Source organism: Sphingobacterium zeae (genome assembly GCF_030818895.1).
Lineage (GTDB): Bacteria > Bacteroidota > Bacteroidia > Sphingobacteriales > Sphingobacteriaceae > Sphingobacterium > Sphingobacterium zeae.
The window spans coordinates 822,158-845,146 of record NZ_JAUTBA010000001.1 but is presented as its reverse complement, the minus strand read 5'-3'; the positions used below and the strand labels follow the sequence as shown (position 1 = coordinate 845,146).

Sequence of the window (22,989 nt, the reverse complement as noted above, 5' to 3'; positions counted from 1 at the left end):
GTCCATCTCCGTAGTAAATAATGGTTAATGAAGGGTTAATACTGCGTTAAAGTATATTATATTGGCCTTCAGCAGTTATATTTGTGTATGGAATTGAAACCCAAAAATTATAGTGTTCTCTTTACATTATTTTTTGCTGTACTGATCGGCATTCAGGGCTATCAATTGTACAACACCTATCAGCTCAAACAGCGCGATATTTTTGCAACAGTAAAAAGCAAACTGAACAAATCTCCCAAAATTGACAGTCTTTTTGATGATGATTTAATGAGCAAGGACATCGCCAGAGACTACTACATCAAATTGGTTAAAAATCAGATAACAGCTCAACAGCTTAAAGGACTATATCATGCCAATGCGCATAAAACATCCGGGAAGCTCACACGCTATGTCGACAGTCTATTTCAACCACTGGGTATGGATGTTATCCTAAAAAAGGAGATCTTGGGTATTTATTTTAGAAACTTTAACAAGCAGATTGCTGATGGCCCCATTACGGTTTACACCACACAGGGAAATTTCCGACGACCTGTTGAACTTTCTTCCAGTGAATGGATAACGGAAAAAACCGAAACACAGAAAATTGAAGAGAGCATCCAAAGCAAGGAAATCTTATACACCTTTTTAGTCCACAGGAAAAGTTCTTTTGAGGTAACCAATCTCCACTGGATATTATTCAAAGAACTCACATCCCTCCTGTTGAGCACCTTATTTATATTGGCCGCCTTTCTTTGGCTTTTTTATAGAACCATTCAAAATCTCAAAAAACAGCAGAAGCAGATCACCGTGCTTCACGACGTGGTTGACAATGTATCGCATGAACTTAAAACCCCTATTGCGACCTTAAAAATTGCAGCTAAGACACTTCGAAAATCGACAGATGAAAATATTATAACGGTCATTGAGCGGCAAGTCAATCGCCTGGAACACACCCTTGCCCCGCTGACCGAAGACCTTAAACCATCGGATCATCCTCCTGTTACCACGATGGAACTCCAAGCGATTTTCGATGATTTTAAATTGACGAACCCGACCATTGCATTTGAAACAAGCCCATTGCCTGAAGGGAAATTGTGCTTGGGCCTCAGCGATGCAACAACATTATTTCAGAATCTCATGAACAATGCTGTAAAGTATGGCGCAAAATGGCTTAAAGTTCATTTTGAGCAAAAGAAAAATAAGCTTTCAATTTACGTACAAGACAATGGTGATGGCATGGAGGAGTGCGAACTCCCTTATATTTTCGACAAGTTTTACCGCATCCAAAAAAACAATATACACGACACCAAGGGATTGGGAATTGGCCTTTTCCTCGTTAAAAAAATCGTGGATCGTTATCAGGGACAGCTTACAGTAATTAGTACGCTTGGTGTAGGTACTACGTTTAAAATTCAATTGCCGCTCCTTGCTATTCCATCATAAGGTAAGTGTAATCACCTGCGGCAAAGAAATAGGAAATAAGCCCCGCGACAAAGCCAATATAGCAAGCATAGAAAAGTAGTTTAGATGAACGACTGAATAATAAAAAATGAACAAATTACTCCTCGTTGAAGATGATCCTGATTTTGGTTTTATGCTCAAGCAATACCTTGAGCTATCTGCATTTGTCGTAGATTGGATGGCGCAGCCTCAGGATCTTATGGAAAATTTTCAGCAGCTAGCCGGCTACGACCTGGTTATACTGGATGTGATGCTTCCTCAAATCAGCGGTTTTAGTCTGGCCAAAGAAATTAATGCCCTGCATCCCGCATTACCATTTATCTTTTTAACCGCCAAAGAACAAAAGATCGACAAGCTTACGGGACTAAAAATCGGTGCTGATGATTATGTCACTAAACCTTGCGATCCTGAAGAACTCTTGCTTCGCATACAGAATATATTAAAACGGAATCAGAAAAATAGTACGCCAAAATCGATTGTCCTCGGGACGTATGTATTTCACCCTGAACAGTTAGTATTAAGCCATGCACAAGGTCAGTTTAAGCTCACCGAGCGCGAAGCACAACTGCTCCTATTTCTATGGCAACATAGGGGCCAGCTTGTCACCCGTGAAGATATTCTTGAAAAGGTATGGGGAAATGCAGATTTCTTTACTGGAAGGAGCATGGACGTATTTATTACCCGGATCCGCAAATACTTAAGCCTCGATCCCAATCTGAGCATTAATTCCAATAGAGGTGTTGGATTTACCATCCATTTGTGAAAGTTATTCGGCTATTTCGTCTTTCCTTTTGTTCCATAATTTCTCTGCCCAACGGCCGACGAACCAGAAGGACACGGCCAAAATTAAAAAGAACACTGCTCGATTGATGTTGTCCCAGAGGTATTCCACATAACGTGTGTAGATATTGAGCACTAAAAATACAAACCCAACTTCTCTGCTCACATTGTCTTTCGCCTTTAAACCATAGACGACCAAAAATACAGATACCGCAGTTGACAATATCCCCCAATAGAACATATGGTATTGACGTACGGTGGTCCATTCATAAAAATCAGCATAATTCCCAAAAATAGAGAGTGTCCATAAGGATACCATCAGGTAGATCAATCCGACAATATAACTGATGGGCTGAAAGACTTGCAGCTGTGCGAACCGGGGTTGAGCCCAAACGGCCAGGGCAGTGATCAGTGTCCCAAAAATGGTGAACCGAAGGGGATAATTCATTCCCCAAAACTTGAATCCCCAATTGCTATGGTACGCCGTTTCGGTTGCAAACCAGACCCCTAGGGCCAAAAGCATAAATGTCCAGATGAGCTTACTATCAAGCTTAACAGCTAGGAAGCCATAAATCGCCACGGAAAGCAAAAATAAAAGCGAGTAGTGCATGGTATCTTTATCCAATACCTTACCCATGAATCCGATACAGGCTGCTGTAGCAAAAACTCCAATCAGCATCATGGTTTCGGTGGATAAGTTTTTATATGGATAACGTTTCTTATAGCGCAACCCCAAGGTATAGAACAATACGGCCACGGCAGCAAAAAAGAAACAAAATAAGATATTTGGCGCTTCGTAAAGGGTATCCACAAAGGCTAGGAATGACGCATCGGTAAACAGCGAAAAAACGGCGAACACCAAGGATGCCAGTGCAATCCAAAAGGCATACCGAGCCAGTTGTCCCCAATCAAAACTTTTCACGTCCAAACTCTCCATCAGCTCGTTCGCTTTTTGCTCATCCAATAAATTCTCTTTCTTCCAGAATTGGACAATATCATCGATCGATTGCTTTTCTTGTTTGCTGACGTCGTATTTTCGCATAAATTTAGATTTGTGGTGCAAGGTACATTATTTTTTTAAATCACTTGTATATCACATTTTGTTCCAAAAGTCAGATCGGCTCGCATAATTCCTTTAAAATCTGTAATTTTGCATGTTTTGCATTTAATCCCTCACAAAGGGACCTTAAGGAGTTTTCATGGCAATAAAAAGAAGTCCAGATTTGGGCGAACAGAGTGAAGTTCAGGTATTTGGAGCGCGTGCGCACAATTTAAAAAATATAGATGTTTCTTTTCCAAGAAATGAATTGGTTGTAATTACAGGGCTAAGTGGAAGTGGAAAGTCATCGTTGGCTTTTGACACCATTTATGCCGAGGGGCAACGCCGCTATATGGAGACATTCAGTGCGTATAGCCGCCAGTTTTTTGGGTGGTATGGAACGTCCGGATGTGGATAAGATATCGGGCTTAAGTCCGGTAATCTCCATTGAACAGAAAACCACCAGCAAGAACCCCAGGTCTACTGTTGGAACGATCACTGAGGTGTATGATTTTATGCGCTTACTTTTTGCCCGTGCTGGAGAAGCCTACTCTTATGTGACCGGAAAAAAGATGGAGCGCATGTCGGACGATCAGGTCATTGAACGTATTCTGACAGAATTTGAAGGACAGGCTTTAAATATCCTGGCACCTGTGGTCAAAGGACGTAAGGGGCATTATCGGGAATTGTTCGAACAAATCCGCAAGCAAGGTTATGTGAAGGTGCGTGTGGATGGGGAAATATTGGATCTTGTGCCAAAAATGCAGGTTGACCGGTATAAAATACACGATATTGAAATCGTAGTAGATCGTCTGAAAGTAGAGCGTGAAGATAAAAAGCGCTTACAGACTTCGGTCATGCAGGCGATGAAAACAGCAAAAGGAATCATCAAAGTATCTAACAAGGACAATCAGGAGCAATTTTATAGCCGGTACCTCATGGATGCGGAATCGGGTATTTCGTATGATGAGCCGCAGCCAAATACGTTTTCATTCAATTCGCCTTATGGTGCTTGTCCCACGTGTGATGGTTTAGGCTATATTTTTGAAATTGATAAGCAAGCGGTTATTCCGGACAAAAAGCTAAGCATTCAAAAAGGCGGTTTAGCGCCGCTGGGGCCCACGCGTGAAAACTGGACTTCGGAAGTCTTGAAAGCTGTCGCTAAAAAATTGGATTTTACCATTTCCACGCCGCTTGAAAAGCTCAATGAAGCACAGATTGATCAGCTTTTGTTTGGAAATAAAGAAGAACCTATCGTTGTCACGGTTTCTTATGGCAGTTATGGCACGCGTGAATATCGCGTTGAATTTGAAGGCATCTTTAAGATGCTGGAGGAATTTTCGGGCAAATCGTCCGATGAAGCCCCATCGTTAGATGATTTCAGAACAAAAGTTACCTGTCCGACCTGTGCGGGCGCACGATTGAAAAAAGAATCTTTACATTTCAAAATTGCCGATAAGAATATTCATGAACTTGCTACGATGGATATTACTTCCATCAAAGAATGGTTTGACCAGGTAGAAAGTAAACTTGACGAACGCCAGCTTATTATTGCAACAGAGATCTTAAAGGAAATCCGTGCGCGTTTGGGTTTCTTGCTGGATGTAGGCTTAAATTACCTGACCCTGGACCGTACAGCGAAGACGCTTTCAGGTGGTGAGGCACAACGCATTCGTCTGGCCACACAGATTGGTTCGCAATTAGTCAATGTACTTTACATTCTTGATGAGCCGAGTATCGGACTGCATCAGCGGGACAATGAGCGACTGATCAATGCACTCAAAAACCTACGAGATATTGGTAATTCGGTGCTTGTGGTAGAACATGATAAAGACATGATCCTACATGCCGACCATGTTATCGACATGGGACCTGCTGCGGGAGTTCATGGTGGTACGGTGGTTGCCGAAGGCACACCTAAGGAAATCTTAAAATCAGACTCCCTCACGGCGGCTTATCTCAACGGAACAAAAGCGGTAAAAATCCCTGAAAAACGGCGTACGGGCAATGGAAAAACTTTGTCGTTACGAGGAGCAACAGGGCATAACTTGAAGAATCTCTCGGTCTCTTTTCCTTTAGGAAAGCTTATTGTGGTGTCCGGTGTTTCGGGTTCGGGCAAATCCAGCTTGATTACAGGCACGTTGTACCCGATTTTGAATAAACATTTTTTCAGGGCAAAAGCAACTCCACTTCCCTTCAAAAAAATTGAAGGGTTAGAACATATTGACAAAGTTATCGAGATCGATCAAAGTCCTATCGGTCGTACACCGCGATCTAACCCGTCAACGTACACAGGTGTATTCTCGGATATCAGAACCTTGTTTGTCCAGTTGCCTGAAGCAAAAATCAGGGGCTATAAGCCCGGGAGATTCTCCTTCAATGTGAAAGGTGGCCGTTGTGAAACCTGTCAGGGAGCCGGACTAAAGGTCATCGAGATGAATTTCCTTCCTGATGTGCAGGTTCCTTGTGAAACCTGTCACGGAAAACGCTATAACCGAGAAACTTTGGAGGTACGCTATAAAGGAAAATCCATTTCCGATGTTCTCGATATGAGCATCAACGATGCGGTAGATTTCTTCGAAAATGTACCGAGTATCTACCGAAAGATTAAAACACTGCAGGATGTCGGTTTGGGTTACATCACCTTAGGTCAGTCGTCGACAACCTTATCGGGAGGTGAGGCTCAGCGGGTAAAATTGGCTACTGAACTTTCTAAAAAAGATACTGGAAATACATTTTATATCCTTGACGAACCGACTACCGGCCTTCACTTTGAAGATGTGAATGTACTGATGGGTGTTATCAATCGTTTAGTGGACCGTGGAAATACGGTATTGATCATCGAGCACAATCTTGATGTGGTTAAATCGGCAGACTGGGTCATTGATATTGGTCCTGAGGGTGGTAAAGAAGGGGGCCAGGTCTTATTTGAGGGAACGCCTGAAAACTTAATTAAAAATAATAAAAGCGAAACGGCACGTTTCTTAAAGCTGGAGATGTAATGTCGCTGGAGATGTCCTATCATTGAAACGGAGAACCCTTGTTTTTACTCCGAACATGGGTAATGCACGCCGTATCAGACCGCCGTTAAATTGTGCATAAGCAATTCAGTAGCACATATGCAATAATTATGTCGGTTTTGCAGTTTGTTTTAGTATGCAATAAGGTATCATTTGCAGCCAGTTAATTGGTATAAGTGAGCGCTTTAAAGGCTTTTATTTTAAAGGAACAAGTGGAATGTCCATTTGATTTTCATCTGTGTTTATACGCTGTAAATATGGATATTTCGTAACTTTGTATTATATGTCGGATATTATTCAATTACTTCCAGATAATGTTGCTAATCAGATTGCGGCGGGAGAAGTGGTGCAGCGACCAGCGTCTGCCATTAAAGAATTGATTGAGAATGCTATTGATGCTGGAGCTGACAAAATAAAACTTATTGTTAAAGACGCAGGCAAGTCATTGATTCAGGTCATTGACAATGGCTGTGGCATGAGTGTGACTGATGCCCGCCTTTGCTTTGAACGGCACGCAACATCAAAAATTCGTAAGGCTGAAGACTTATTTGCAATCCGCACCATGGGTTTCCGCGGTGAAGCAATGGCATCCATTGCTGCGATAGCGCAGGTCGAACTCAAAACACGCCGCGTCGAAGATGAACTAGGGACAGTTGTTGAGATAGAAGGATCAAAAGTTGTCAACCAATACCCGGAAGCTGTTGCTGCTGGAACAAATATTTTAGTAAAAAATCTTTTTTACAATATTCCTGCACGGCGGAACTTCTTAAAGAGTAACTCCGTAGAAATGCGTCATATTATTGATGAATTTCAACGTATAGCCTTATCCAATCCACAGATTTTCCTGACCTTGCACAGCGACGGAAATGAAATTTATCATTTGCCCGCGGAGACGCTCAAACAGCGTGTTGTCCATATTTTCGGAAACAATTACAATCAGCGCCTTGTTCCTGTCGAAGAGGATACATCCATCATCAAGGTAGAAGGTTTTGTCGGGAAACCCGAGTTTGCAAAGAAAACTCGTGGTGAACAGTTTTTCTTTGTCAACAAACGCTTTGTACGTGATCCTTATCTGCATCATGCTGTGATGAATGCTTATGAGGATATTTTACAAGCCGAAACATTCCCTTTCTATGTCTTATTTATCGACATAGATCCTGCGCGAATCGATATCAATGTACACCCCACGAAAACCGAAATCAAGTATGAAGACGATAAGGCCATTTACGCCATTATACGTTCAGCCGTAAAAAGATCACTGGGGCGGTACAATATCATGCCATCTTTGGATTTTGAACAGGAAACAAGTTTCACCAATCTCATTACAAAAAAGGCATTGGATGAAATTATCGTTCCAACGGTAACTTTCAATCCGGACTTTAACCCGTTCGATACGGACAAGTCAAAATCCAATTCAAGCTATACCCGATCAGAAAGCTATGCGGAAGGACTTACCAAGAAAACGGGCGGGATTCCGAGCAATTGGGATTCCCTCTATCAAATCGTCGAAAAAGAGGAGTCCGTTCAGCTACCTCTGCATAGGAAATCTGAGTTGGATGCCGATGGTCCACAAGTTATTCAAGTCGAAGATAAATCCTCTTCGAAGCTCTTTTTCCAGCTGCACAATAAATATATTGTTTCGCAGATTCATTCTGGATTTATTCTGATCGATCAGCAGGCTGCGCACGAACGTATTCTTTTTGAACAGTTTCTTACACAGCTGGATCAACATAGAGGACTGAGTCAGCAAAGTTTATTTCCGCAGACGTTAGATCTGAATGCTGCAGATAATGAATTAATGAGAGATCTCCTGGAGGACATCAATGGCTTGGGCTTTCAAATTCGTGAATTTGGAAAAAATTCCTATATTATTGACGGAATCCCAGCCGATTTAGGCACAGGATTCGATGAGATAAAGATGATTGAGAAAATATTGGAAGATTATAAAAACAATCAATCTGAGTATAAGCTCGCTAAGCGTGAAAATCTTGCCAAGAGCCTTGCCCGCAATGCAGCCATTAAACCGGGTACTGTATTGGACAACACGGCTATGGCAGAGCTGGTAGATAAGCTTTTCGCTTGTCACTCGCCCAATATCTCCATTTATGGAAATCCTGTCATTGTAACATTTACATTGCAGGAGTTAGCTGAAAAATTTGGTAAAAACTAGAAGATAAAATATATGTTTCCACAATTAACACCTGTTATCAAGAATTTATTGATCATCAATATTGTATTTTATATTGGATCGCAAATTGTACCTGTAGCATATGATTATCTTGCGGTCTATTATCCAGACTCGCCTTATTTTAAAATCTGGCAGGTCATCACGCATATGTTTATGCATGATAAAAACAATATTAGCCATATCTTCTTCAATATGTTTTCGCTGGTTATGTTTGGACCAATGATTGAGCAGGTACTTGGATCGAAACGTTTTTTAAATTTCTATATGGTATCAGGAATCGGCGCCTGGTTTCTTTATACCGCCGTGAATGGTTTACAGCTCTACAATGCGACGGGTTCTTTTGCTCCTCTCCATGGTATGAATGGGAACGAGCTTATCTCCTTGGCAAATACCGGGAATAACGAAGCTTTGACATACCTTATTCCCATGCTAGGTGCTTCAGGGGCTATCTATGGTGTGCTATTGGCATTTGCCTACCTTTTCCCAAACATCCCGCTGCAATTTTTGTTTATTCCTGTACCAGTCAAAGCGAAGTACATGATCGGTGGATTTATCCTTATCGAAATCTATATGAGCTTGTCGCGGCCCGGAGATTCTGTGGCTCACCTGGCTCACGTCGGAGGAGCGCTATTCGGCTATCTACTCCTTAAACTGTGGAAGGTTAGAAAGGGAATTTATTAATATCGTGTAAAATGAATAACATTGGGCTAAAAGATTTTTGGAGACAAACCTATAAAACTGGATCACCAGTACCATTAGTGATCAGTATTCAGGCTTGTTTGTTTGTCCTCATTTATTTTTTGGATCTGCTCTTTGAGTTAAAGATCATTTCGCACAGCCTTTTGGACCCTTTAGTAAGAGAATTGAGCCTACCAAGTAGCTTTTCAAGTTTTTTTGAACAGCCATTGTCTTTGTTTACATCGAATTTTGTTTATGTAAAACTTTGGACTATACTCTTCGATAGCTTATGGCTCTATTGGGTCGGTCAGATTTTTTTTACTTTCTTAAACAAAAGGCAATTTTTATTTATTTATATCACCTCTTGGCTATTCGGCGGAATCCTCTACGTGGGATTCGGATCGCTTCTTCCAATGTCCAGCGATCTACAGCTCATGGGCGGATCGCTCCCTCTGGCAGCGGTATTGGCCGCTATTGTTACGTTAGTTCCCAAGTACGAATTACGCTTACTGCTTATTGGTAATATTAAATTAAAATTAATAGCCATCATTTATTTTGGGTTAGAATTCCTGGCCCTCACCCTGACAAACCGGCCCGCGGCCATTTCATACTTCGCCGTCATCCTATTTGGGATGGGATTCACCTATGCATTAAAATCGGGGATGGACTGGTCCACAATATTCCAGAAAAAGCAAAATAAACCTACAAAAATGAAAGTCGTTGTAGGTACTAACATACATACAAATCGGAAACATCGTTATGACTTGCCCAATCAGGCCGAAATCGATGCTATTTTAGATAAAATTTCTGTTTCTGGCTACGACAGTCTAACGAATCCCGAAAAAGAAACGCTCTTTAGGGCGAGCAATAGTGGCGATAAGGTTGATGGATAGAAGGACATTTTTAAGGAGAAAACTGGGGTTTATAAGTAAAACAATGTTCCTGGCAAATATGCTTGCGATCATTGCCTTGCTGATGAGCTATTCGGCGACTTTCATCAATCCTAAATCCTTTTGGCCTATAGCCTTTATGGGGTTAGGCTACTTTCCTATACTTATTATAAACATTTGTTTTATTTTCTATTGGCTACTGCGGAAGCGAAAAATCGCTTTTTATTCACTCGTAACGATCCTCATTGGATGGCCTTTTCTAACTAAACACTGGAATATTCGCAAAGAGAATGCACCCGTCTCGTCGGAAACACGTACACTGCGCATCATGACCTTCAATGCACATTTATTCAAAAAGGTAAACGATGAGAAAAAAAACTTTAAAGCCGATGTTGTTCGCATTATCGACAGTATATCTCCAGATGTGATCTGTTTTCAGGAATATATAAGTAAAATTAAGGGAAAGCACGTTTTCTCGGAAGAGTTTAAAGATAAGCTCGGCTACGATTACTTTTTCTTTGAACCAAGCTCTAAAAATGATTACGAGGCCTATGGAATGGCTGTCCTTTCACGATTCCCGATTTATGATTCAGGCACTATAAGAGACAACGATTACGGGATCAATCGAATCAGTTATGTCGATGTTAAAAAACAGGATACTTTGATTCGCATCTACAATATACATCTCCGTTCTTTTGCGCTTCAAAATGAAGACAAAGAGTTTATTCAGAATTTATCCAATACTAATGAGTTGGATAATTCAAGAACACGTAGACTGAGTCGCAAACTGAAGAATGCCTTCGAACTGAGGAGTGAACAGGCACATTCGTTAAAGAAGCATATGAATGAATGTCAATATCCTTATATTGCCGTAGGTGATTTCAATGATACACCAATGAGCTACTCGGTCAATCTGATTGGAGATGGTTTGTACAATGCGTTTAAGGAGAAAGGCAATGGTTGGGGTGTGACGCATCATGCCCTTTTACCGATCTTTCAGATTGATTATATTTTTGCAAGTCAGAAATTTGAGGTGATGAACTATCAGATCGTCAAAAAGAAATTATCAGATCACTACCCGGTATGGTCTGATCTTAGGCTTAAACCTTAGGCATCTGATAACCTAATGTTTTAAGTCCTATTTCAATAAATTTATCTCTTCTATTTTTGATTTTATAGTAGGCTTCACGGCCGAAATAATAGCGTCCTACTAATGCTTCGATATCGGATTGAATGATATCATGTAAATTTTTAGCTTCTCTGGACGTCACCGAAATACGCTTTTGGCTATTGAGATATGAAATAAATAGATCAAATTCTGCCGCTGGCAAATGGTAGCCGCTTATAAAATTCTCGATAGAATATGCGGGCAGCTGTTTTGTGAATCGATCATAAACAAACTCTTCGATTGCATTGGAATGAAAAATTTCGCGGTATTTGGCACTGGTCTCATTGGTATCAATGGGGATAGTCACATCGGGAAGAATACCGCCACCACCAAACACAAGCTTCCCTTTGCTGGTTGTAAACATTTCTTTTTGACTAAATTCAGTATCCATGGTCCAAAGATCGAAACCTGTCATGTATTTTGATGCATCAAAATTGGCACGTGTATATTTTCGCTGAATACATCTTCCAAGTGGCGTATAGTAACGTGCCACGGTCAAATTGATTGCCGAACCGTCTGAAAAATCAAATTGCTCTTGTACCAAACCTTTGCCATACGACCGCCGGCCGACGATTGTTGCCCGATCGAGGTCTTGAAGAGCGCCGCTCACAATTTCACTTGCTGAGGCAGTGCTTTCGTTAATCAGCACAATGACACGGCCATCACCAAACTCGCCAGGTTTTTCGGAATAGAAATCTTGACGTGGCTCATTGGCCCCTTCGGTATACATCAGGAGTCTTTTTTCCTGAAAAAATTGCCCCGCTAGATCAATTGCAGTGTGCACAAACCCACCACCATTATTACGTAAATCTAAAATAAGATCCTGCGCTCCACTTTTTCGTAAGTCAATGAGTGACTGCCTGAATTCGTCTGCTGTCTTATGTCCAAACCTTCGAATTTTAACATAAGCTGTTTTGGGAGCGATCATATAGGATGCATCTAAGCTTGAAACATTGACCTGATCACGGATCACTTTTATTGGATTGCTCAATACCACTCCATTACGCTGAATGGAAATCAATACCGCTGTTCCTTTCTTTCCACGGATCAGTTTTTCTATTTCATTTTCGGTCACTTTTCTTCCGACAAGGTCCTTATTTCCGATCTTTAAAATGCGGTCACCAATACGCATTCCTGCTTTCTCAGCAGGGCCTGCAGCAACCATTCCAACAACGAGGAGGGTATCTTTCAAACGAAAATATTCTACTCCAATACCGTCAAATGTTCCTTCAAGTGTCTCCTGCTTGGCCTGCACTTGATTTGGTTTCAAAAATGAGGAAAAAGGGTCTAAGCGAGAAACTACATGCTCAATGGCTTCGTCCTGAACGGTATCTATACTGACGTTATCGACATAATTTTCAGCAATTAATTGAATGAGATACTGCAGTTTATCCGAATTACCGTTGGAGCGTAAACTTGAAAAGGTTGTTTTTTGGTTACTTCCTTGCTCTTCAGCATAATTTTGTCCCAACAGCAAGCCGAGAAGCAATACCGCAGCATATGTAGCGGCTACAAAAATATTTCTTTTAATACTTTTCTGCATGGGAAATCTTCCTGAATTATCGAAGAAGAGAAAAATTATTCAACATTCATTACCTGATCAAAAATAATAAGTTTATTCGGTTAAACGAGTACGTGAACCATATTTTTACATTAAAAATAAAAAATCCATTGTGTGGTGTAGAACAGCCTGTCCGTGCCATGCGTCCGTTCAATTCCACCCCCACAAACTTTCGATGGCTTGAAGAGCAAGCCGTAGGACTTTTTCCCGATATTTTGCTCAAAACAGTATTATGCCTCAATTTAACTTGCAAATCCGCGTAAATTTATCTTAGTTTGAATCGAAAAAGATTCAACTGGTATGCACGAAATCGAACCTTATTACAATTGGCGGGATTATTACATTGCTGCTGATGATGAACAATCGCCCTTTTATGGCACGATCTATAGTGAATTCGATTTTGACAAACAGGTCTATAATTTTCTTTTGCACCCACAATGGGATGAATTTGGTTCGCTTACTTTATATTTAAAAATACTGTTTGTGGACTATGAGAAACACTATTGTATTATCGAACTGATTGGTGAATGGAATGATGCCATCTACAATGATATTATGTTATTCAAGCGAGAAATTATTGATGTTTTGATCAGTCAAGGCATTAAATATTTTATTGTAATCGGCGAGAATGTGCTGAATTTTCATGCTTCAGACGACTCATACTATGAGGAATGGTTTCAGGATATTGAGGATGGCTGGATTGCAGGCATTGGTTTCCGTGAACATGTGATCGAAGAGTTCCAACAACAGAATATAGATTATTACATTAATTTTGGTGGTGGTTTAAATACGCTTGCTTGGCGGACATTAAAACCGAAACAGGTATTCTACCATGTGAATGAATCCTTGACAAAACGTCTTGGTTTTTAAGATCTGCTTATTGGGTGTTTTATTCTTAATCCTTGTTCTTTACTGTATTATCCTGTAACTTTGTGATTGATGTATGATGTGCTTTGCGCATGTACTTTTAATTTTACGTTTTACTTATACTTACATACTATGTCATTCAGAATTGAAAAAGACACGATGGGTGAAGTTCAAGTACCTGCAGACAAATACTGGGGTGCACAGACAGAGCGTTCACGCAACAACTTTAAAATTGGACCAGCAGCGTCCATGCCACACGAAATCGTCGCAGGCTTTGCCTATTTAAAGAAAGCAGCCGCTTATGCTAACCACGAGCTGGGTGTATTATCTGTGGAGAAACGGGATGCAATCGCTGCAGTATGTGATGAGATCTTAGCGGGCAAATTGGATGATCAATTTCCATTGGTTATCTGGCAGACAGGTTCGGGCACGCAATCCAATATGAACGTGAATGAAGTTGTGGCAAACCGTGCGCAAGTGCTGGCTGGACATAAAATTGGTGAGGGTGAGCCTGTGTTAAAAGCAAACGATGACGTAAACAAATCACAATCATCGAATGACACTTTCCCTACTGGAATGCATATCGCGGCTTACAAAGCTGTGGCAGAAGTGACCATTCCAGGCGTAGAAAAATTGCGTGACACCTTGGCTAAAAAAGCGGAGGAGTTTAAAAATGTCGTTAAAATTGGCCGTACACACTTAATGGATGCTACTCCATTAACTTTAGGTCAGGAGATTTCAGGTTATGTTGCTCAATTGAACCACGGTTTGAAAGCTTTGAGAAATACACTTTCGCATTTATCTGAACTTGCACTGGGAGGTACTGCTGTAGGTACAGGATTGAATACGCCAAACGGTTATGATGTACTGGTTGCCAAATATATTGCTGAATTTACAGGACTTCCTTTCGTCACCGCTGAAAACAAATTCGAGGCATTGGCTGCTCATGACGCAATCGTTGAAACACACGGCGCATTAAAGCAATTGGCTGTAGCCTTAAATAAAATAGCAAACGATATCCGTATGTTGGCTTCTGGCCCACGTTCAGGTATCGGTGAAATCTTGATCCCTGAGAACGAACCAGGATCGTCAATTATGCCAGGTAAAGTTAATCCGACACAATGTGAAGCCTTGACGATGGTTGCGGCACAAGTAATGGGTAATGACGTTGCGATCACCATTGGTGGAACACAGGGCCATTATGAGCTGAACGTATTTAAACCATTGATGGCGGCAAACTTCTTGCAGTCTGCTCGCCTTTTGGGGGATGCTTGTGTTTCATTTGAAGAACACTGTGCTGCAGGTATTGAACCGAATTACAAACGCATCAAAGAATTGGTAGACAACTCATTGATGTTAGTAACAGCGCTAAACACAAAAATTGGTTACTACAAATCAGCAGAAATCGCGCAAACAGCACATAAAAATGGGACTACGCTTAAAGAAGAAGCCGTACGCTTGGGTTATGTGACTCCTGAAGACTTCGATGCTTGGGTAAAACCAGAAGATATGGTTGGAAGTTTAAAATAAGCTGTGACTTTTACTTCAATAAAAAATATACGAACGAAGACATACCTATTGGCACTTGCCATAGGTATGTTTTTCTTTTTTACAGCCTGCAAATTCAATTCGGATATGCAAAGCGAAGGCGCACCCTTTTTGCAGGGAGAATGGGTCCAAGACAGTATTCCAGGACAGCAACAGATGATGCAATATACGTTGACCGATTTCAAGTTCACTTGCGACTCTGTCTATGCCACCATGCACGTCAACAATAAAGTACAAACCATTCCGGATAGCTGTTACAAAAATGGTTCCTGGACAGAACATGCGAAAGGAATTTATGTTTTGCGTGGCGACTCTATCCTTGTTGATGGTATTTACACAAAAGAAAACGGCAAGCAGAAGATTTCTGGCTGCTATCTTTCCGGCCAGTATATCCCCCGGTTTAAAGTCGTATACCATGCTGCTGATTCGGTCGTACTGGAAAGCAGGTTAGATCAACGTCAGATCATCTTTAAGAAAAACTAAAAATATTACCTGTATCCCTCAAAAAAGGTATCAGTAGTTTTTAGTACAATCTATTTATTATCTTCGTACCATTATCGTACAACCTCAACCTTAAAACACAATGAACAAAGGAATTATTTCTTTGGCATTTGGCGGGCTCGCCATCGGAATGACCGAATTCACGATGATGGGGATTTTGCCGGATATTGCCCAAAATCTTCGTATCGAGATCCCTACAGCCGCGCATCTGATTGCACTCTATGCCCTAGGAGTCGTTGTCGGTGCGCCCACATTAGTCCTATTTACGGGGAAATATCCTCCAAAAAAGGTATTGCTGTTCTTAATGCTGTTGTTTTTTATTTTCAATGGCCTTTTTAGTATCGCACCCGGACAGTTTTTGATCAGTCTTTCCCGATTTATGGCGGGGCTTCCGCATGGTGCATTTTTCGGTGTTGGTTCTGTTGTTGCAGCTCGGCTGGCTCCAAAAGGAAAGGAAGCACAGGCTATTTCCATCATGTTTACGGGAATGACGATTGCCAATCTAGCCGGAGTTCCATTGGGCACATACCTCGGTCATCATTATTCCTGGCGTTTGACGTATGGTATCATCAGCATACTGGGATTAATTACTTTTGCCGCAATTTATGCCTGGATGCCAAAAATTGAAGCCTCCAAAGGGAATAATATCTTTAGCCAACTCAACTTCTTTAATAAAAAAATCGCCTGGCTGTTAATGGCGATCATCGCCATCGGTACCGGAGGTCTTTTCGCCTGGATCAGTTACATTGCACCATTAGTGACCAATGTATCGGGCATCGCTGCTGATCGGGTACCGCTAATTATGATCCTGATCGGTGTTGGTATGTTTTTCGGGAATCTTATCGGCGGAAAATTGGCGGATACAATCTCCCCGACCAAAGCTGCAATCGCGAGTTTTTCCGCCATGGCGCTATGCCTTGTAATGGTTTACTTTATTTCGCCATTGGGCTGGACAGCGTACCCTTTAGCCTTTATTACCGGACTGGTGTCCTTCACGATTGGTTCGCCGACACAACTGATGTTGATCCGTGCTTCCAAAGAGGCCGCAACGTTAGCAGCGGCAGGGGGTCAGGCTGCCTTCAACCTGGGAAATACCTTGGGGGCATTCCTAGGTGGAATTCCGATAACCTTGGGCTTGGCGTATAATGCGCCTTCACTTGTCGGCGTAGGCATGGCTACCATTGGAGCACTTTTAACCTTCCTATATCTAAAAGTTTACGACAATAAAAGTTAACAAAATCGAATGACCAGGACCAGTTATATCAGTGTACTACGTATTGTGGCGATTGCGCTCGTCCTCTTGATCCATTCTTCTTCAGGTTATCTGAATAGCAATGAATTGGAGTCATTCGATTGGAATTATGCCAATTGGCTCAATGGCTTTGCGCGCTTTTCAGTACCCCTATTTGTCATCATCTCAGGCGCACTGCTGCTACAGAAAGACGAAAGCACGGGACAGTTTTACCGAAAGCGTCTGTTAAAAATTGTCCCGCCTTTTCTTTTTTGGACTGTCGTCTATCTTGTCTATTATTTCATTCGTTACATTGATTTTGACTACATCGGTTTTCCACAAGTTATCAACATTGTGTTAATTCGCTTAAAGTCAGGAACGAATGCGCACCTTTGGTATCTATATATGATACTTGGGCTTTACCTCGCAGTTCCATTTATCCGTAAAATTGTGGGCAACTGCAGTAAAAGAGAGCTTGAGATCTTTTTGGGATTGTGGTTTGCAGCGTTGTTTTTCATGAATAAATGGTTTAATAGTGTCTTACCTAATTTTGACCTGACCTTTTTCTCGGGTTATGCAGGCTATTTGGTCTTGGGCCATTACTTACGTAATTACCCTATCCCAATGGTAAAATTGTCGAGTTTTACATTTTTTCTGATGTGCTGTCTGACGACTACTGTAGGAACATATTATCTGAGTGTGTCACGAGGGGAATTTGATCCGACACTCTACAATTATCTTTCGCCGAATATCGCCTTAAGCGCCGGCTTTTTATTTATCTTCGTTCAAGGTCTTAAACTCCCAGAACAGCTCAACGCTTTCTGGGAATTTATCGACATTCACAGCTTTGGCATTTACTTATGCCATATTTTATTGCTGAATTATATTCATCCTTTGCTTCCATTATCCATTCTGTGGAAAATCCCGGCAGCAACGGTTCTCACCCTGTTGGCGAGTGCCTTACTGACGTATCTTCTCCGAAAAGTTCCGTATGGCAAATATGTCAGTGGCTAATTCGGTTATCGCCGCTTTACTTTATAATTTTTCTCCTTCAACCTTATTGTAAACATAAAGATGTGCGTTGGGACCATCGATTTCATGACCTTCCTGATCCAGTCCAATCAACTTATTTTCCCCTACCTTTAATTTTATATCGGTTTCTTTCCCTGTCAGATGAACGACAGACCCGTTGTTGTGCCACATGACTTTGCCACTGTCCTCGACTTTGGAATTTTTATTTATATATTCACTCACAATAGTGAATGTGTTGTTACTTTTTAAGGTAATGTTGGTTTTTATTCCTTCACAATCGGCACAGGGAATAGTAGCTTCGTAGGTACCGGGCCAATCCAGCGAATTTTGCGATGTATGGGCATTATCTGCTGCCGCAGTCTCATGTGCAGTAGAATCTGCAGCTGTATGCTGGCTATTTTTTGAAGTTTGATTGCAAGCACTTAGCGAAATCGCTGCTAAGCAAAAATAGAATACGGGTAATTTCATAGCTGTAATTTTTTGATTTAAAAACATCCAACAGCAAGCAATTTCAGCGCCAAGAAAAGTAGCGGTTGGTATTAGGCTATCTGTAATATAAAAAAGGCTTCTTAAAGAAGCCTTTTTTATTGTAGATAACTATATTGCTTACAGTTTAAACAATCTATTTTACCGCTAACGCGGGTGTTGCATAAGTTCTATTCCGATTAGAATGGTAGATCATCATCATCTGATGAACCCGCCAAATCTACAGGAGCAGGCATATCTGCGTAACCTGGAGAAGATGGTGCCGGAGCAGCATTACCTAATTTTGTTACACGCCATGCAACCAATGAGTTAAAATAAGTTGTTACGCCATCTTTATTCGTCCAGGGACGACCACGAAGATTAAAAGATACTTCTACCTCTTCACCAATCGCTAAGTTATCAAAAATTGACGTTCTGTCTTGTGTAGCTTCAAAACGGATATATTCAACAAATTGTGGGTTTTCGGCATAAGCTACAATCATATCGCGTTTTTTGAATGATTCTGTCACTTGTTGTGTCGCTCCTATCTCGTGTACTTTTCCTCTAATTTCCATAATCAAAAAAATAAATATTAAAGCGTAAAATTAAGCAATTTTTGAGGAAGAGTTTAATTAACTTTGTACAAAATATGATGGAAGTTTTCAACACCCCCAATAAAGTTATTATAACGTGCAATAAGCGCTTATCTCCTTATTTGCAGCAGGAAGTTAAAGAGTTAGGTTTTGACATTGTCAGAGCATTTCCTACTGGAGTAGAATTAAAGGTCAGTATAAATGATACGATCAAGCTGAATCTGAACCTACGTACAGCATCTCAGATTTTGTATTCGTTAAAAGAGTTTACAGCCAATAATCCCACGGAGCTTTATGAACAATTAAGTCAAATTGCCTGGGAAGAACTCATTCAATTTGACGGATACTTCTCGGTCAGTTCCAATGTGGATAATGAAACAATCAGCACGCCTTTATTTGCAAACGTAAAGGTTAAAGATGCCATCGTGGATCGCATTAAGGAAAAAAAGGGTATGCGCCCTAATTCAGGTCCAGACAACAATAAAGCTGTTGTACACCTGTATTGGAAAGATGACCGCGCAGAAATTTTCATCGATACTTCCGGTGAGACCCTAGCAAAACATGGTTATCGCAAGATCCCTGGAAAAGCGCCGATGCTGGAAGCTCTTGCTGCCTCAACAATTATGGCCTCCAAATGGGATGGCAATGCGCCATTTGTAAATCCGATGTGCGGTTCCGGAACGTTAGCGATTGAAGCCGCTCTGATTGCAACAAACAGGAAACCGGGTTTGCTGCGCATGAATTACTCTTTTATGCATTTCATCGGTTATGATGAAACTATTTTCTTCCAGGAGCGCAGACTACTGAAAGATCAGATCAATAAAAAAGCGGCCCCACAAATTATTGCAAGTGATATTTCGGAAGAAGCGATCAATGTTTCCAAGATGAATGCCAGAACTGCTGGTGTGGAACAATTAATTTCATTTGAAGTATGCGATTTTGCCGAAACGCACGTTCCTAAAGAGGAAGGTGGCGTTATTTTATTCAATCCTGAATACGGTGAACGTCTAGGCACGCACAGCAAACTGGAAATTACCTACAAGCGTATGGGGGATTTCATGAAGCAGGAGTGCAAGGGGTATAGAGGCTATATATTTACAGGGAACCCAGATTTGGCAAAGAAAATTGGGCTGCGTGCATCCCGAAGGATAGAGTTTTATAATGGTAAATTAGATTGTAGATTATTAGAATACGAATTATACGAGGGTACTCGCGAAAAAACAAAAGTATTGTATGAATAACATTATTGAGCGCACAGTAGCATTTGTGCAAGACCGATTGAAATTTGCAGAAGCAGGCCACGATTGGTCGCATATTCAACGCGTATGGAACAATACGAAGTTAATTTTAGAAAATGAAACGGCGGATGTCATGGTCTGCGAATTGGCCGCGCTATTACATGACATTGCTGACAGTAAGTTTCATGATGGCGACGAAACTGTAGGCCCTCGTGTTGCCGGAGAATTTTTGGCAAGTCTAGAAATTTCGCCTGAGATCATTGACCATGTTAAAAAAATTATCTTCAACATGTCTTTCAAAGCCAGCCTGGGCGAAGTGTCATTCCATTCGAAAGAGATGGAGATCGTACAAGATGCTGATCGCCTGGATGCCATCGGAGCCATTGGTATTGCCCGCGCATTCAGCTTTGGCGGAAATAAGGGACGTGAGATGTATAACCCTAACATTCCTGTGCAGGAATATAAGGATAAAGAGGCATACAAACATTCGGAAGCTCCTACAATCAATCACTTCTACGAAAAACTCTTATTGCTAAAGGATAAGATGAATACAGAGGCTGCGAAGAAAATAGCAGCACATCGCCACGATTATATGCTCAGCTTCCTAGATGAGTTTATAGCCGAATGGAATGGTAAAAAATAAATTACACTTAACAATTACTAAATATAAAAGTGGTACTTTAGATCTTGTACATGGAGATAAAAAGTGCCACTTTTTTGCTTTCTATAACGTCAGCTTTAAAAATTATTCGCAAGATGATGATATGATCAGTGGTGCTCTTATGCGGCTTACAACATAATCTTTAAGATTATGTGTTCAAAAACAGGAATAAATCAACGGGTGAAACGCAGACTTTATGACGTTTAAAACAAACACTCATACATAATTATAGCATGAAAAAACATATTTTTAGCTGCCTTACGCTAGCCATGGTGATCTCATCCTCGGCATTATTTGCACAAACTAAAGCCATTGCACATCGTGGCGTATGGAAAAACAGCCACCTTCCCCAAAATTCAATTGCATCGTTAACTGCTGCGCACGATCTCAAGCTTTTTGGCTCCGAGTTTGATGTGCATCTGACCAAAGACAACATATTGGTTGTCAACCATGACAATGATTTCTATGGTATTGATATTGCTACAGCAACATATAAGGAACTTCTAGAAAAGAAGCATCCCAACGGCGAATCCATTCCCACCTTGGAAGAATACCTTATCGCTGGAAAAAAACTGAAAGGCTTGCGTCTTATCCTCGAATTGAAAATTAATAAACTCGGCGTCGAGCGTACGCTTGAAGCGACCACAAAGACGGTAGAAATGGTCAAAAACTTAAAGGCAGAGAAAGTCACCGACTATATTTCCTTTAGCTTTGAGGCTTGTCAAAAAATTCACGAACTCGCGCCTAAGGCCAATATCCAATACCTTACGGGTGACAAATCTCCAGCTGAGGTAAAGGCTGCTGGAATAAATGGACTGGATTATCACTTTTCGGTTTTCAAAAAGAATGGCACTTGGTTAAAAGACGCACATCAGCTTGGTATGAAAGTGAACGCATGGACAGTAAATACTGCTGAGGAGATGACCAATTTAATCAATCAGAATATTGATTTTATTACAACGGATGAGCCTGAGCTGTTACTCCGTATATTAAAGAAATAAGAATGCTTTAACATCGTTATGCCCCACAATGAGCCGATTAATCAAAAAGCCGGCTTCGTGGTCATAACCAAATCACCAACATTTAAAAACGAAACTATTCATGAAAAAAAGTCTTTTTCTATTTTTAGCGCTCTGCCTTTCTTTTCTATCTTATGCCCAGGAATTTATTGCAGGCAGTTATAATATCCGTCAAAGAAATACCGTCGATGTGGACAATATGTGGAACGACCGGAAAGTCCCGCTTACCAATCTGATCAAATACCATGGTTTTGATATCTTTGGTATCCAAGAAGGTTTTTTTGATCAGGTTCAAGATCTCAAAAAACTCCTTCCCGGATTTGATTACGTGGGTGTAGGTCGCGACGATGGTGCACAAGAGGGCGAGCACTCGGCGATTTATTACAATACAAATCGCTTTAAAGCGATAAAGAGTGGAACTTTCTGGCTTTCAGCAACCGACACCGAACACCCGAATAAAGGCTGGGATGCAGCACTACCGCGGATCTGTACCTGGGGTATTTTTGAGGATAAGGCCAACAAAAAACGCTTTATCTTTATGAACACACACTTTGATCATATTGGTCGTACGGCACGTACCGAAAGTGCCAAATTGATTTTGGCAAAAGCAAAAGAGTTTGCCAAAGATTTACCGTTGATTTTAACTGGAGACTTTAATGTGGATGAAAAGGATGAAGCTTATTTCACCTTAGCAAACAGCAAGGTAGTCACTGACGTACATGAATTGGCAGCATTCAAATACGAACCTAATTCTTCCTTCAATGGCTGGGGCAAAAGCATCAGACCAACAGGCCGCATTGATCATATTTTTATTACCAAACCTTTTCAGGTTAAAAAATATGGTATCCTGACGGACACGTATATGAATAAATTCCCTTCAGATCACTTTCCAGTGGCAACCACACTCTCCTGGAAATAATATTGTATGAAGAAAAACCTGTCGCAAAAACAGCAGGTCCGATGAGGATCTGCTGTTTTCGTTTAGATTGCGTCAATTGAAGTGATTTGGGGATATGGCATCCGCACGACATCTCCAAACCGCTGTAGCCTACCTACAACGATACTAGACA

The 22,989-nt window shown here is 41.1% G+C and carries 19 protein-coding genes and 1 pseudogene; 16 read left to right on the top strand and 4 right to left on the bottom strand.

All coding sequences use genetic code 11. The features are described 5' to 3' along the window. Positions 1-87: 87 nt before the first annotated feature. Together QE382_RS03585 and QE382_RS03580 are read left to right on the top strand one after the other, a co-directional pair. Positions 88-1,422, top strand: a complete 1,335-nt coding sequence (locus QE382_RS03585) for a sensor histidine kinase (RefSeq protein ID WP_307184714.1) — start codon at positions 88-90, stop codon at positions 1,420-1,422. Between the two features lie 106 nt (positions 1,423-1,528). Next, on the top strand, positions 1,529-2,203 hold the full coding sequence (locus QE382_RS03580) for a response regulator transcription factor (RefSeq protein WP_307184713.1): 675 nt from the start codon (positions 1,529-1,531) through the stop codon (positions 2,201-2,203). A 3-nt stretch (positions 2,204-2,206) separates the two neighbouring features. On the opposite strand, the gene QE382_RS03575 is transcribed toward QE382_RS03580, so the two are convergent. Continuing rightward, on the bottom strand, positions 2,207-3,262 hold the full coding sequence (locus QE382_RS03575) for a DUF2157 domain-containing protein (RefSeq protein WP_293889388.1): 1,056 nt from the start codon (positions 3,260-3,262) through the stop codon (positions 2,207-2,209). A gap of 157 nt (positions 3,263-3,419) precedes the next feature. Here QE382_RS03575 and uvrA point away from each other — a divergent pair. From uvrA to QE382_RS03550, 5 genes and pseudogenes are all read left to right on the top strand, one after another. Beyond that, positions 3,420-6,261 (top strand): annotated as a pseudogene (gene uvrA, locus QE382_RS03570) (excinuclease ABC subunit UvrA). A 301-nt stretch (positions 6,262-6,562) separates the two neighbouring features. Continuing rightward, positions 6,563-8,449, top strand: a complete 1,887-nt coding sequence (mutL, locus tag QE382_RS03565; protein WP_307184712.1) for a DNA mismatch repair endonuclease MutL — start codon at positions 6,563-6,565, stop codon at positions 8,447-8,449. A gap of 12 nt (positions 8,450-8,461) precedes the next feature. Further along, complete coding sequence (locus QE382_RS03560) at positions 8,462-9,148, top strand: rhomboid family intramembrane serine protease (RefSeq protein ID WP_294185316.1); 687 nt, start codon at positions 8,462-8,464, stop codon at positions 9,146-9,148. Between the two features lie 11 nt (positions 9,149-9,159). Next, complete coding sequence (locus QE382_RS03555) at positions 9,160-10,038, top strand: rhomboid family intramembrane serine protease (protein ID WP_307184711.1); 879 nt, start codon at positions 9,160-9,162, stop codon at positions 10,036-10,038. Positions 10,039-10,081: 43 nt separating this feature from the next. Then, entirely contained in the window at positions 10,082-11,146 is a 1,065-nt protein-coding gene (locus QE382_RS03550; protein ID WP_293884017.1) for an endonuclease/exonuclease/phosphatase family protein, read from the top strand. Here QE382_RS03550 and QE382_RS03545 read toward each other — a convergent pair. Then, a complete protein-coding gene (locus QE382_RS03545) occupies positions 11,136-12,746 on the bottom strand; it encodes a S41 family peptidase (protein WP_293884019.1) in 1,611 nt (536 codons plus the stop codon). The two genes, QE382_RS03550 and QE382_RS03545, sit on opposite strands and share 11 nt — an antisense overlap. A 318-nt stretch (positions 12,747-13,064) precedes the next feature. On the opposite strand from QE382_RS03545, the gene QE382_RS03540 reads away from it, so the two are divergent. The 5 genes from QE382_RS03540 to QE382_RS03520 all read left to right on the top strand — a co-directional run bounded on the left by QE382_RS03540 (position 13,065) and on the right by QE382_RS03520 (position 17,925). After that, entirely contained in the window at positions 13,065-13,634 is a 570-nt protein-coding gene (locus QE382_RS03540) for a hypothetical protein (protein WP_294348249.1), read from the top strand. A gap of 129 nt (positions 13,635-13,763) precedes the next feature. Next, the gene (gene fumC / locus QE382_RS03535; RefSeq protein WP_307184710.1) at positions 13,764-15,161 is read left to right on the top strand and encodes a class II fumarate hydratase; all 1,398 of its coding nucleotides are present in this window, start codon (positions 13,764-13,766) and stop codon (positions 15,159-15,161) included. 3 nt (positions 15,162-15,164) lie between these two features. After that, positions 15,165-15,662: a fumarate hydratase gene (locus tag QE382_RS03530; protein ID WP_307184709.1), complete on the top strand. Its 498-nt coding sequence runs from the start codon at positions 15,165-15,167 to the stop codon at positions 15,660-15,662. Positions 15,663-15,762: 100 nt separating this feature from the next. Next, positions 15,763-16,914 (top strand): MFS transporter, encoded by a 1,152-nt coding sequence (locus tag QE382_RS03525; RefSeq protein ID WP_307184708.1) that lies wholly within the window; start codon positions 15,763-15,765, stop codon positions 16,912-16,914. A 9-nt stretch (positions 16,915-16,923) separates the two neighbouring features. Next, positions 16,924-17,925, top strand: a complete 1,002-nt coding sequence (locus tag QE382_RS03520; protein WP_307184707.1) for an acyltransferase — start codon at positions 16,924-16,926, stop codon at positions 17,923-17,925. A 21-nt stretch (positions 17,926-17,946) separates the two neighbouring features. On the opposite strand, the gene QE382_RS03515 is transcribed toward QE382_RS03520, so the two are convergent. Next, positions 17,947-18,411 (bottom strand): copper resistance protein NlpE, encoded by a 465-nt coding sequence (locus QE382_RS03515; protein ID WP_307184706.1) that lies wholly within the window; start codon positions 18,409-18,411, stop codon positions 17,947-17,949. Between the two features lie 197 nt (positions 18,412-18,608). Continuing rightward, positions 18,609-18,983, bottom strand: coding sequence for a DUF3127 domain-containing protein (locus QE382_RS03510; RefSeq protein ID WP_070570272.1), 375 nt, complete (start codon positions 18,981-18,983; stop codon positions 18,609-18,611). 77 nt (positions 18,984-19,060) lie between these two features. On the opposite strand from QE382_RS03510, the gene QE382_RS03505 reads away from it, so the two are divergent. The 4 genes from QE382_RS03505 to QE382_RS03490 all read left to right on the top strand — a co-directional run bounded on the left by QE382_RS03505 (position 19,061) and on the right by QE382_RS03490 (position 22,838). Beyond that, positions 19,061-20,242, top strand: coding sequence for a THUMP domain-containing class I SAM-dependent RNA methyltransferase (locus tag QE382_RS03505; protein WP_307188010.1), 1,182 nt, complete (start codon positions 19,061-19,063; stop codon positions 20,240-20,242). Next, a complete protein-coding gene (locus QE382_RS03500; protein ID WP_293957070.1) occupies positions 20,235-20,882 on the top strand; it encodes an HD domain-containing protein in 648 nt (215 codons plus the stop codon). Before QE382_RS03505 ends, QE382_RS03500 begins: the two co-directional genes overlap by 8 nt. A gap of 251 nt (positions 20,883-21,133) precedes the next feature. Beyond that, positions 21,134-21,901 (top strand): glycerophosphodiester phosphodiesterase, encoded by a 768-nt coding sequence (locus QE382_RS03495; protein ID WP_307184705.1) that lies wholly within the window; start codon positions 21,134-21,136, stop codon positions 21,899-21,901. Between the two features lie 100 nt (positions 21,902-22,001). Then, the gene (locus tag QE382_RS03490) at positions 22,002-22,838 is read left to right on the top strand and encodes an endonuclease/exonuclease/phosphatase family protein (RefSeq protein ID WP_307184704.1); all 837 of its coding nucleotides are present in this window, start codon (positions 22,002-22,004) and stop codon (positions 22,836-22,838) included. Positions 22,839-22,989: the final 151 nt, after the last annotated feature.